General features: G+C 39.5%; 11 protein-coding genes. 9 read left to right on the plus strand and 2 right to left on the minus strand.

Translation table 11 applies throughout. The features are described from left to right. The first annotated feature begins 55 nt into the window (after window positions 1-55). The 5 genes from B4C08_RS05030 (at window position 56) to B4C08_RS05050 (ending at window position 5,627) form a co-directional block, all read left to right on the plus strand. A complete protein-coding gene (locus B4C08_RS05030; protein ID WP_296663666.1) occupies window positions 56-1,021 on the plus strand; it encodes an Hsp33 family molecular chaperone HslO in 966 nt (321 codons plus the stop codon). 535 nt (window positions 1,022-1,556) lie between these two features. Then, the gene (locus B4C08_RS05035) at window positions 1,557-3,011 is read left to right on the plus strand and encodes a S41 family peptidase (protein ID WP_296663672.1); all 1,455 of its coding nucleotides are present in this window, start codon (window positions 1,557-1,559) and stop codon (window positions 3,009-3,011) included. Further along, the gene (locus B4C08_RS05040; protein ID WP_296663673.1) at window positions 3,008-3,817 is read left to right on the plus strand and encodes an RsmE family RNA methyltransferase; all 810 of its coding nucleotides are present in this window, start codon (window positions 3,008-3,010) and stop codon (window positions 3,815-3,817) included. The genes B4C08_RS05035 and B4C08_RS05040 overlap by 4 nt, the downstream gene beginning before the upstream one ends. A gap of 1 nt (window position 3,818) precedes the next feature. Further along, the gene (locus B4C08_RS05045; RefSeq protein WP_296663676.1) at window positions 3,819-4,559 is read left to right on the plus strand and encodes a WecB/TagA/CpsF family glycosyltransferase; all 741 of its coding nucleotides are present in this window, start codon (window positions 3,819-3,821) and stop codon (window positions 4,557-4,559) included. 141 nt (window positions 4,560-4,700) lie between these two features. After that, window positions 4,701-5,627: a sigma 54-interacting transcriptional regulator gene (locus B4C08_RS05050; protein WP_296663678.1), complete on the plus strand. Its 927-nt coding sequence runs from the start codon at window positions 4,701-4,703 to the stop codon at window positions 5,625-5,627. Here B4C08_RS05050 and B4C08_RS05055 read toward each other — a convergent pair. Then, window positions 5,614-6,342, minus strand: coding sequence for an RNA methyltransferase (locus tag B4C08_RS05055; protein WP_295797321.1), 729 nt, complete (start codon window positions 6,340-6,342; stop codon window positions 5,614-5,616). The two genes, B4C08_RS05050 and B4C08_RS05055, sit on opposite strands and share 14 nt — an antisense overlap. 12 nt (window positions 6,343-6,354) lie before the next feature. Continuing rightward, entirely contained in the window at window positions 6,355-6,903 is a 549-nt protein-coding gene (locus B4C08_RS05060) for an STAS domain-containing protein (protein WP_296663681.1), read from the minus strand. A 210-nt stretch (window positions 6,904-7,113) separates the two neighbouring features. Here B4C08_RS05060 and hisD point away from each other — a divergent pair, with 210 nt between their 5' ends. From hisD to B4C08_RS05080, 4 genes are read left to right on the plus strand one after another with little or no spacing between them, the layout of a single operon-like run. Next, window positions 7,114-8,427 (plus strand): histidinol dehydrogenase, encoded by a 1,314-nt coding sequence (gene hisD, locus B4C08_RS05065; protein WP_295797328.1) that lies wholly within the window; start codon window positions 7,114-7,116, stop codon window positions 8,425-8,427. Between the two features lie 18 nt (window positions 8,428-8,445). Then, complete coding sequence (def, locus tag B4C08_RS05070) at window positions 8,446-9,024, plus strand: peptide deformylase (protein WP_296663683.1); 579 nt, start codon at window positions 8,446-8,448, stop codon at window positions 9,022-9,024. Then, entirely contained in the window at window positions 9,025-10,038 is a 1,014-nt protein-coding gene (gene fmt, locus B4C08_RS05075; RefSeq protein ID WP_295797341.1) for a methionyl-tRNA formyltransferase, read from the plus strand. It abuts the gene before it with no gap. Window positions 10,039-10,041: 3 nt separating this feature from the next. Next, the gene (locus B4C08_RS05080; protein ID WP_296663687.1) at window positions 10,042-11,073 is read left to right on the plus strand and encodes a PASTA domain-containing protein; all 1,032 of its coding nucleotides are present in this window, start codon (window positions 10,042-10,044) and stop codon (window positions 11,071-11,073) included. The last annotated feature ends 356 nt before the right edge of the window (window positions 11,074-11,429 follow it).

An 11,429-nucleotide genomic window follows, 5' to 3' on the forward strand; every position in this document is an offset into this window, starting at 1 on the left:
TAATTGCCGCCGATTTAAGTTTACATAAATTCTGTTTCTTACTATTATATATTCCATGATAAAAGCACAGATAAATGATAACGAGCTGAACAGCCATATTGATTCACTTGAAAAAGATGGACTTTCTATTTTTGTAATGGCGGACGGACGAGCAAGAGGCGCGCTTTTTCATGGAACACGTTTTGTAAACCAGCTTCGTTCTCAGCATAACCTTGGAATTCTTGAGACAATGGTTTTGGGGCAGGCATCAATCTGTGCCGCTCTTATGATTCCCACTATGAAAGGAAAGGAACATCTTACTTGGCATTATGACACAAACGGTCCTGCAAAAGGATTTTCTGTTGAAGCTGATTCTTCAGGCTATGTGCGCGGATTTTTGTATGAAAACCATATTCCTGTGGAAAAGCCTTTAGAAAGCTGGGATTTAAGTCCTTTTCTTGGGGATGGAACAATGACAATGTCAAAAGTTCATCCGGGCGACAAAACTGCGCAAACCAGCTCTGTGGAAATTCTTTATAAAAACATCACTAAGGATTTGGCTTGGTTTTTCCAGCAGTCTGACCAGATTCGCACGGCGTTCAACACAAGCATTTTTATGGACAAAAACGGACGCGTGATGGGCGCAGGCGGAATGTTTGTTCAAGTTATGCCTGAAACTGGCGGAACAAAAGATTCCGGCTCGAATACAGCAAGCGGCGCAGACCAGAAAGTGGATGAAGAGCTGATAGAAAAAATTGAAAACGCTTTTTCTGCCTGTCCTTCGCTTGGCAAGTGGTTTTCTGAAAAAGGCAAGGCAGAAGACATTGTGCACGGTCTTTTCCGCGAGTTTGAGCCTGCGATTGCAGTTGAGCGCGGCATAATTTTTGACTGTCCGTGCAGCAAGGAAAAATATATCGGCTATTTAAAGACACTTCCAAAAAATGAGCTTGCCGACATAAAGCAAAACGGCCCTGACCCGCTTGAAATTGTCTGCCGCAACTGCGGAAGTGTTTACAAAATCCCTGTAAGCGAGATTATTTAACAAGGAGTTTTTTAATAAGCTCTAAATGTCATTGAAGTACTTGATGTGGCAATCTTTTGATACAGATTTCCGGGGCAAGCCCGAAAATGACATAAAAAATACTTCATTAAAAAAGCCGGCTAGAGATTCTAGCTGGCTTTTTTGTTTTCTTCATCTATTTCAATTTAAAACAAAAAAACTGCCGAAGCCCACCCGCAACGACAGTGAAAACGTCTTTAAATCAATAAAAGTATTGTTCTTATTATATATCAGCTTTTAGTTAAAGTCTATTGTTATTTAAAAGCAGTTTGAATGTCGAATTTTGTTGTCATTATCGGGCTTGACCCGATAATCTGTTAAAAATTTACAGTAGATTGCCAACCGAGTTTGCTGTGCAAACTTCGCAGTGTCAAGCACGGCAATGACAAACTTTTTAGTGCTGGAATAAACACAGTTAAACAGTTACTTTTATCAAAAGTCAAATTGAATCAAGCACTTTTTTATTCAATATAAATATGCCCTTGAACAGTGCCTTAAAAGGGCTTAAAATGGAGCAATGAAAATCGCAAAGAAATTATTAAAAGCTACGCGGATTTTTTCAGCGTTTATATTGTTTTCTATTTTTGCCTCGCAGTGTTTTTCGCAGTCTAATTCTTCAAGCTCAGACATAGATTCAGCAAAGCAGCGTCAGTTTCTTAAAGTTATAGATCAATTGTATTATTTTATTCAGCAGAATTATGTGGAAGAAGTTGATCCGCAGATTTTGTATGAAGGCGCATTAAAGGGAATGCTTGGCGCGCTTGATGACCCTTATTCAGTTTATATGGCGCAGTCTGAATGGAGAAGCCTTACCGACACAACTGTTGGAAACTTTGGCGGCGTTGGACTTTCCATAACAAAGCCTCTTGTTTCCACAGAAGAAAAGCCCGCTTATGTTGAAGTTGCCGAGCCTATAGAAAATACTCCGGGCGCAAAGGCTGGAATTCAGTCAGGAGACTTGATTATTGAAGTTGACGGCGTGGACACTTCTACAATTACGATGGATGAAGTTTTGAGCATGCTGCGCGGAACTGTTGGCGAAAGCGTTACTGTAAAAATCCGCAGAAGAAATTCTCTTGAATTTGAGCGGACTCTTGTGCGTGCTGTTATCCAAAATCCGTCTGTAAAATACGGAATGATTGAAGGTGAAAAAATAGGCTACTTGCGTCTTACGGAATTTTCTGTGAACACTGCGGCAAAAGTTCAGGAAGCTTTGGATTCATTCAAAGAAGCTTCGTTTAACGGACTTATTATAGACTTGCGGAATAATGGCGGCGGACTTTTGGACAGCGCGGTGGACATTGCGGATAAATTTATTGATGAAGGCATAATAGTTTCCACAAAAAGCCGTCTTGCTTATGAAAATGCGGTTTATCATGCTGTAAAAAGAAAAACTGTTGTGCGCGGCATTCCGATTGTTGTTCTTATAAACAGGGCGACTGCAAGCGCAAGCGAAATATTAAGCGGAGCTTTAAAAGACACAAAGACCGCTTATCTTGTAGGCGAAAAGTCATTTGGAAAAGGAAGCGTTCAGGTTCCGCGCGGACTTGTAAACAACGACGGATTCAAAATCACCGTGGCAAAATATTATTCTCCGAGCGACACGAACATTGATAAGATTGGAATCAAGCCTGATTTGGAAGTTCTTTACCCGGACTTCACAGAAGAAGAGCAAAACGACTGGCACGCTCTTGAAGAATCTGGCGCAATAGCAGATTATGTGGATTCTCATCAGAACATGACAGAAGCGGAAATTGCTTCCTATGCTAAAACGTTGCGTAAAAAATACAAGCTTGAAGAGAGGCTTCTTAGAAAAATGATACGCAACGAGCTTGACAGGACGCGTCCGCCTCGCCTTTACGATCTTGACTATGACAGCCAGTTAAATGCAGCAATCGAAGTTATAAAAGGCGGAAACTTTGCTGAGCTTATGGCTTCGACAAAAACTTTAAAAGAACAGCAGGAACAATGAGGCAATTTATTGTAGAAACTCCGCTTGACTCTAATGGTTGCATTTGCATTGAAGGAAAAAAATATCATTACTTGAATTCCGTTTTAAGAGTTAAGTGCGGCGACATGATTTATGCAAGGCTTTTGAACGGTTCTCTTCAGCAGATGACCGTTGCAAAGATTGATTCTTGTGAAAAAAAAATAATTCTTCAGGTGGCGGGAAAGCTAAATTGCAACAATTCTGTCTTGCAGGCAATTCCTGTTTTAAAAAAGCCCAAGACGGAAATTTATCTTTTTCAGTTTGAGGCAAAGCCTCCAAAAATGGATTTGATTATAAGGCAGGCTACGGAATGCGGAGTCTGCGGAATAATTCCAGTGGAAGGTGAATTCTGCCAAAAAGGAAACATTGAGTCCGCGCGGAAAAAAGCCGAATCAAAAGATGAACGCTGGCAAAGAATAATAACGGAAGCAAGGCAGCAAAGCGGTTCTCCTGTTGAAACAAAAGTTTTTCCTTCAGTTTCTGTGGATGCGGCTTGCAGTTTTTGGAGAAATTTGCAGGCGGAACACAAGGCGGCGGTTGTCCTTTATGAGAGAAGCGATGGAACAAAGAGCATTTATAATGCGCTAAAAAATGCCGATGTTATAAAAAAGGAAAATGCAAAAATTGCAGTTGCGGTTGGCGCGGAAGGTGGAATTTCTGTGCAGGAAATCAGCATGATGAAAGAAAGCGGATTTATTCCCGTGCATTTTGACACAAATATATTGAGATGCGAAACTGCTTCTTTGTACGGAATTGCGGCTTTGCAGACTGCTTTAAGTGGAGAATAAAATGGCGGTTCAACGTATAGAACTACTCGGTGTTCCTGTGGACGTTTGTTCTAAGCAGGATTTGGAAGAAAAGATTTTGCAGCTTTTGGAAAAAAAAGGTCCTTCCCAAATTTCATTTATAACAATCTGGGACTTTATGAAAATCCGGCGCAAAAACGAATACGCAGAAAGCATAAGAAATGCCGACTTGATTCTGCCTATTTCAAAAAGCATTTTGTCTGGGGCAAAGTTTCTTAAAAAGGCTGTTCCTTTCAGGCATAATCCATTTGACGCGTTTATAAGCATTCTTTCTATTCTTGAAAGCCGCTACAAGTCGTTTTATATTTTCGGCGGAAGAAAAAAAGCTCTTGCCGCTGCGGAAAAAAATATGCGTTCTACTTTCCGCGGACTTCAGATTGTGGGAAGATGCGTGGGCTATTATCAAAAGCAGGACGAAGAAAATATTATTCAGGCGATTTCAAAAGCGTCTCCATCTTTGGTTCTTGTAAGCGAAGGAATTAAAAAGAAAGATTTTTGGAGCTATTCAAATAGAGAAAGATTTTCTTCTGGAATTTTTATGTATTACCGGGACGCAGTTGGAATTTTAAGTAAAAGAATCAAACGTGTAAATCCAAAAACTTTTGAAAAAGGACATGAAGTTTGGGGAGAAATTATCAGAAATCCGCTTAGAATTTTTTTGATTTTTCCATTCTTGTGGTATATAATTCTTCTTGTCTGGACAAAACTTTTTAAAAAGGATTAGAGGCTTTTGCCAAGGGAGAGAATTTTAATAGTTTCAAGTAGAAAAGAATTTATTTCTTTTTGCAAAGTTGTTTTTAGCCGGGACTTTGATTTCTTTTGTGTGCAAACAGAAGAAATTTCTTTTATTCGTCCGGAATTTTTTTTGGTTCTGGCAGTTTTAATAGACGGCTCTTGTTTTTCCTGCGGTGAATCTTCCTACATTTCTAAATTTTTCAAAAATACACTTGAGCGTCCAGTTTTTGTTTGCTTTAAAGAATCTGACTGCCTAAAATATATTTCTGAGCTGGTAAAACTTAAAGCCGAAGTTTCTTCGCCTTGCAAAGATTTGTTTTGTGAAGAAAAACTGGATGAATGTATTTGCGCAGAAAACAATTTGTGTCTTGGATTTAAAGCGCAGATTGAAATTGCCTGCAAGAGCGATTCCACGGTTTTGCTGCTTGGCGAAAGCGGTTCTGGAAAAAATCATACTGCCCGTTTTATTCACGAAAATTCAATAAGAAAAAACGGCAAATTTACTTCTTTTAATCTTGCTGAAATAAATCCAAATTTAATTGAAAGTTCGCTTTTTGGTTCTATAAAAGGCTCTTTTACTGGAGCGGAAGAAAATTCTGGAATTTTTGAAGAAGCTTCTGATGGAACTCTTTTCATTGATGAAATTTGCGAGCTTAGCCTTGAAAGCCAGGGAAAATTTCTTGGAGTTTTGGATTCAAAGGAATTCAGCAAAGTTGGGAGCAGCAAAAAGCTCAGTCTTGATGCGCGTCTTATTTTTGCAACAGATTCAAAAATTTCAGAGCTTGTTGAAAAAAATCTTTTTAAAAAACAGCTTTTTTACAGAATCAGTGTTCTAGTTATAAATGTTCCACCGCTAAGAGAACGCAAGGATGAGCTTTTAAAAATTGCAGAAGATTGCGCTGCTGTGTTTGAGAAAAAACTTTCTGCCTGTGCAATTAAAAAACTTATGGATTTTTCTTGGCCGGGAAATATCAGGCAGCTAAAAAACTGCATTGAACGTTCTTGTGTCAGCGCAAAAAAAGAAATTCTCTTTGCAGATGATATTATCTTTTTTTAGAAAGACCTGCTGCTTTGTCGAATATTTTTTCTATATATTGCGCTTCGCCTTCGCTTAAAGCCGAGCGGGACAAAATATCACGCCAGAAAATTTCCATGTCTTTGCGTCCTGTAACAGAAAAAAATCCGATTTTCTGAAGATTATCTGCGATTGTTGTTACAGTTTTTTTCAGCCTTTTTGAATCTATTGGCGTGTATCCAATTTTATTTTTTTCATTGTAGCGGAACAAAGTGTAGCACATAATCTGCACGGCATGGCTTAAGTTCAGCGAGCCGAATTCTTCGCTTGAAGGAATTGTAACGCCCATTTCGCATTCAAGGATTTCGTTGTCGTCAAGTCCGGTTCTTTCGTTGCCAAACACAACTGCGACTTTTCCGCCTTTTTTTTCTGTTCCTGAAATTCTATTGGCTACTTTTGCAAATTCTTCCGGCAGAAGAAGCTTGCCTTTGCGTTTTTTTCCCCGTCGGCGTGTTGTTCCGCATGAGCAGGCACAGTCAGAGCAGGCTTCGGTTATTGAAGAAAAATATTCGGCATTGTCAAAAATATATGACGCATGAATTGCAAGAACGTGGACTTTTTCCAAGTCGATTTCTTCTTTTTTTCCTACAATCCGCAGTTTATGGATTCCGTTGTTTGCCATTGCCCTGCAAGCGGCTCCAATGTTCCTAGGTTCTTCCGGGCGCGATAAAACTATAACGATATTGTCTAAATTCATAAAATCAAGTGGCTAGCCTAAAAAAACATTTCCGTTTTGGTCGATTACAATAATTGCCTTGCAGTCGGAGCATCTGAAACGTCCGCTTTTTACGGCTTTTAGTTTTTTGGAGCAGACAGGGCATTCAAAAATCTTTGGGAATGTGGAATCATTGCCGTCTTTTTCTTTTTTCAAATAGTCTTCCGCATCTTCCACAGATTCTTTCATGTTGAAAACCTGGCTGAATCCCAAGAGTTGAAAGACTTCAAAGACTTTTGGCTGAACTCCCGTAAAAACAATTTCGCCGCCGTTCGATTTTGCATTTTTTTCAATTGAAGTGAGCGAGCCGATTCCTGTTGAAGAAACATAAGTCAGATTCTGGCAGTTAAAAACAATGTTCTTAAATCCCGCTGAAATAATTTTTGCTGCCTGTTTTTGGAAATACGCTGAATTGTATGTATCGATGTATCCGCTAAGCGTTACAAGGATAGAATTTGAGGTTCCTTCAATCTTGCTAAGGAAAATCTCGAGGCTTCCGTCTTTTTCGTCATTAAAGCCTGGCACTAAGTCGTTATTATCCATGTCATGCGCTCCAGAAACAATATTTTTAGAGATACTCAAATACTATATCGAATTTCGTTAGCTGTCAAATTGCGCTGCGGATTTTGTCTTAATTGTAAAGTTCACGTCTTTTTGATATAATTGAATTCTATTTTTAGGCTTTGTTTTGAATTGCTGTAGAATTTGAATCAGTATTAGAAAGCAGCTAAAAATGGAGAGGAGGCTATTTTAATGATAAAAATTCAAAAGGCTGATGAAGTTGAAGAAGAGTTTTTTTGCACTCGCAATTTCGGAGAGTCTATAGAATCAGTCCGCGATATTTTAAGAAATGTAAAGCTAAGAAAAGATGAAGCCTTGCGCGAGTACAGCAAAAAATTCGATTTGGCTTCTCCACATAATTTAAAAATTCCAGAGGAAACTTTAAAAGCTGCTGCGGAAAAAATGCAGTCCGAAAATCCTAAGCTTTATGATTCGCTTTGCTATTCTAGGGATTTGGCTGTGCGTTTTGCAAAGAGACAAAGAGAATCTTTTGATGACTTTGAAATTGAGCTTGAGCCGGGAGTTTTTACAGGCCAGAAAAATATTCCTGTTGAAAAAGCCGGGCTTTATGTTCCTGCAGGAAGATTTCCGCTTGTTTCAACTGTTGTAATGACAAGTTCTCCTGCAATTGCTGCCGGTGTAAATGAAATTATTCTTTGTACTCCTCCGCGGAAAAATCCGGATGGAAGCGGTGAACCTTATGCTGACGAAAACATAATGGCGGCATCTTATATCTGCGGAATAAAAGAAGTGTTTGCTTGCGGCGGCTCTCAGGCTATTGCGGCAATGGCATTTGGAACAGAATCAATTCCTGCCGTTGATGTTATTGTCGGTCCTGGAAATAAATATGTTGCAGAAGCAAAAAGGCTTGTTTATGGAACTGTTGGAATCGACATGATTGCAGGTCCTACAGAAGTTTTTATAATCGCTGACAAAACTGCGAATCCTGTTTGGGTTGCGGCGGATCTTTTGGCGCAGGCAGAACATGATATTGTGGCTCAGCCTGTAATGGCAACAGACAGCATGGAACTTGCAGAAAAAGTTTCCAAGGAAATTGAAAAGCAGCTTGAATCCTTGCCTACAAAAGCGACCGCGGAACAAAGCATAAATACTTTTGGGCGCATAATTGTTACAAAAAATCTTGAGCAGGCGGCGGAACTTGCAAATAAAAAAGCTCCTGAGCATTTGGAACTTGCGCTTGATGCTAGCCTTGAGCGTGAAAAAATCCAGTCTCTGGTTCATAATTACGGCTCTCTTTTTATTGGCCATGGTGCTGCGGAAGTTTTTGGAGATTATGCTGCGGGCTTGAATCATACATTGCCGACTTCTGGAAGCGCAAGATTTACAGGCGGATTAAGCGTCCGTTCGTTTATAAAAACTGTTACAACTTTGCGCACAGACAATACAAAGTCCGGTGCAAAAAAATCTGCTGAATCTGCCGGTTTCTTGGGAGACGCGGAAGGACTTGCGGCTCATGCAAAAGCTGCAAGATTAAGACTTGAATAAAATTTAAGGCTGGAAAAAATGCGAATATGTAAACTTGGCGAAGATGTTTTAAGACAGAAATGCGTTCCCGTTGAACTTAATGAAATAAACGATGAATTGCGCGCCACTTTAAATGAAATGTTTGAGACAATGATTAGCGCAGACGGAGTTGGTCTTGCGGCTCCTCAAGTTGGAATTTCAAAAAGATTCTTTGTAGTTATTTCAGATGACAATGTGCGCCGTGTTTTTATCAATCCTGAAATTATAAAAACTTCCGCAGAAAATTCTGAATACGAAGAAGGCTGCCTTTCTCTTCCGGGTGTGTCTGAAAAGATTGTCCGCCCTGTAAAAATTTCTGTCAGCGCAATTGATGAAAATGGAAAACGCTTTGTTCTAGATGATGCTGACGGACTTCTTGCAAGAATTATTCAGCATGAAAATGACCATTTGGACGGAATTCTTTATATTGACAGAGGCGATGAAGAATTTAAAAATAAAACCGTAGAGCTTTTTAAGAAAAAAGCAGAACGCGCCCAAAAAAGGCTTGCAGAAAAAGAATCAAAAAAACGCAGCCTGGAAGCAAAACTTGCGGCTAAAAATGCAAAAAAAGGAAAATAAATGCTGAAAGTTTTGTTTGGCGGAAGTCCGGCTTGTGCTGCAAAAGCACTGGAACTTATATTAAAAGACAGCGCAATGTCAAATTCGGTGCCAGAAGAAGAATATAAAATTGTCGGTGTTCTTACAAATCCGCCGTCTGCGCAAGGCAGGCACAAAGAGCTTATTCCAACTGAAGTTGAGCAGTATACGCTTATCTGGAACCGGGCAAGAAATGACAATATAGCGGTTTTTTCTCCAGAGCATATAAAACAGCCTGAACGCGAGCAAATTGCAAGCCTTGAGCCTGATATTTTTGTCTGCTTTGCCTATGGACATATTCTTGGCCCTAAGTTTTTTTCTTTGTTTAAATTCGGCGGAATAAACCTTCATCCGTCTTTGCTCCCAAAATACCGGGGCGCAACTCCTGTAAATGCCGCGATTTTAAATTGCGATGATGAAACAGGTTTTTCAATACAAAAGATGGCTTTGGGCATGGATGAAGGAGACATTTTATATCAGCAGAAAGAACGCCTGACCGGAACAGAAACAGCCGAGCAGGTCTTAAAGAACAGCGCGCTCTACGGAGGAATGAACATAACTCAAATTCTGCGCAAGATTGCAAAAACTGGAAAGCTCCCGGATTCATTTCCACAGGAAGGAAAAGCTTCTTATTGTTCCATAATAAAAAAAGAAGATGGAAAAATAAACTGGAACAACAGCGCGGAAAAAATAGATGCGCAGATAAGAGCTTATACACCTTGGCCGGGCTGTTTTACAACTTCTGGAAATCTTCAGCTTAGGATTCTAAAAGCCAGGGCGGCAAGCAAAGTCGCGGCACAAGATCCTTCTATTGTAAAGAATACTTCGGCAGTTCCAGGAACGGTTCTTGAGTACAATAAGCAGCGCGGAATTCTTATTCAGACAGGAAGCGGAGTTTTGATTGCTACAGAGCTTCAGTGGCAGGCAAAAAAAGCCATGGATTATAAATCTTTTATGAACGGAGCCAGAAATTTTATAGGCACTGTTTTGGAGTAAATGATGGACAAAAATAAATTCAAGGACATTCTTCAAAAGGCAAGAGTTCAATTTAACGGCCGGCTTGACGATTTAAGGAACGGCGGAAAAACTGTCGTGATAACAGTTCTTCTTGCTTTTGTTATAATGACGGCTTCTTGTCTTGTTGTTTTTTTTATGACGGTTCAGGGAGCGGAAAAAGTTCTTGTGCCAGATGTTACAGGAAAAAGCCTAACGGATGCTCTTTTGGAACTTCAGGCAAAGGAGCTTTACCCAAAAATTCTTTTGAAATATTCAGAGATTCCTGGCGACAAGGGAACCATTCTGGAGCAAAATCCAGTTTCCGGGGCGATTGTAAAAGCTTACCGCAGAGTGAATTTGACAGTGAGCCGCGGAATTCCAATTGACTATATAGAAGATTATTCAGGAAAAAATGTTGACGAGGTTTTGAATACTCTGGAATTTTTGTTCAGTGGAAACGATTCTCTTGTGAAGCTTTCTCCTCCTGTTTACCAAAAGAGCGAATTTCCAGCCGGAACAATTCTTGCGCAGTATCCAGAAGCCGGAGCTCCAGTTTCAGAAAAAATCAACCTTCAGTTTGTTGTAAGCAGCGGAACGGAAATTCCAAAGACAGAAGTTCCTAACATTGAAGGCCTTTCTATAAAGCAGCTTCTTTCAAAACTTGGAGAATATAAAGTTATTTTTGATTTTGAAGTTGAAGAAGATTCAAAAAGCCCTGCGGAAGGAATTATTTCTGATGAAGAAAAGCTTTCAGGTCAAGTTGAAGTTTTCTCAAGAGTGAAAGCCACGTTGAAAGTTCAGCCTGCAACTGAAAAAGCAAAAACAGCGCAAGGAATTTTTTCTGCGGAACTTCCAGAATATCCATACCCGGTTCCTGTAAAACTGGATTCTCAGGATCAGAACGGAAAACTTGTTACGCTAGCTGAATTCTGCCATCCGGGAAAGCATTTTACAGTTCCTTATGATGTAAAGAAAAACACAACGCTGATTTTGTATGTTCTTGATGAAGAATATGCGAAAGTTGTTGTGGAATAAAAAGTTGCCTTTATTTTTTTTCATGCAAAAATTCACTCAAAACTCACTGAGTTTTCACTCAAAAGTCAGTGAGTTTTTTTAAAAAGTTACTGACTTTTTACCCAAAAGTTACTGAGTTTTGACCCAAACCTCACTGACTTTTGACCTGTTTGCTTAAAAACTATGAAAATTCTTAAAAAAAAAAGAATCCCAAAAATTATCTTTAACTTTTGGGATTCTTTTTAAAAATGCCGGCAGATTGTTTTTGCTAGCTTTTATTTTTTTGGAGGACGAGCGATTACTTTTGCAATGTTCGGGCGTTTTACAAGGTCGCCTTTTAGTCCTTCTTCACGCGCTTTGTTTACATAGTCTGGAGA

It is taken from the genome of Treponema sp. UBA753 (assembly GCF_002297325.1).
Taxonomy (GTDB): Bacteria; Spirochaetota; Spirochaetia; order Treponematales; family Treponemataceae; genus Treponema_D.

Bases quoted from the DNA above. Each gene is read 5' to 3' on its own strand.
- B4C08_RS05030 (WP_296663666.1), top strand. From the start codon at position 56: ATGATAAAAGCACAGATAAATGATAACGAGCTGAACAGCCATATTGAT.
- B4C08_RS05035 (WP_296663672.1), top strand. From the start codon at position 1,557: ATGAAAATCGCAAAGAAATTATTAAAAGCTACGCGGATTTTTTCAGCG.
- B4C08_RS05040 (WP_296663673.1), top strand. From the start codon at position 3,008: ATGAGGCAATTTATTGTAGAAACTCCGCTTGACTCTAATGGTTGCATT.
- B4C08_RS05045 (WP_296663676.1), top strand. From the start codon at position 3,819: ATGGCGGTTCAACGTATAGAACTACTCGGTGTTCCTGTGGACGTTTGT.
- B4C08_RS05055 (WP_295797321.1), bottom strand. From the start codon at position 6,342: ATGAATTTAGACAATATCGTTATAGTTTTATCGCGCCCGGAAGAACCT.
- B4C08_RS05060 (WP_296663681.1), bottom strand. From the start codon at position 6,903: ATGGATAATAACGACTTAGTGCCAGGCTTTAATGACGAAAAAGACGGA.
- hisD (WP_295797328.1), top strand. From the start codon at position 7,114: ATGATAAAAATTCAAAAGGCTGATGAAGTTGAAGAAGAGTTTTTTTGC.
- def (WP_296663683.1), top strand. From the start codon at position 8,446: ATGCGAATATGTAAACTTGGCGAAGATGTTTTAAGACAGAAATGCGTT.
- fmt (WP_295797341.1), top strand. From the start codon at position 9,025: ATGCTGAAAGTTTTGTTTGGCGGAAGTCCGGCTTGTGCTGCAAAAGCA.
- B4C08_RS05080 (WP_296663687.1), top strand. From the start codon at position 10,042: ATGGACAAAAATAAATTCAAGGACATTCTTCAAAAGGCAAGAGTTCAA.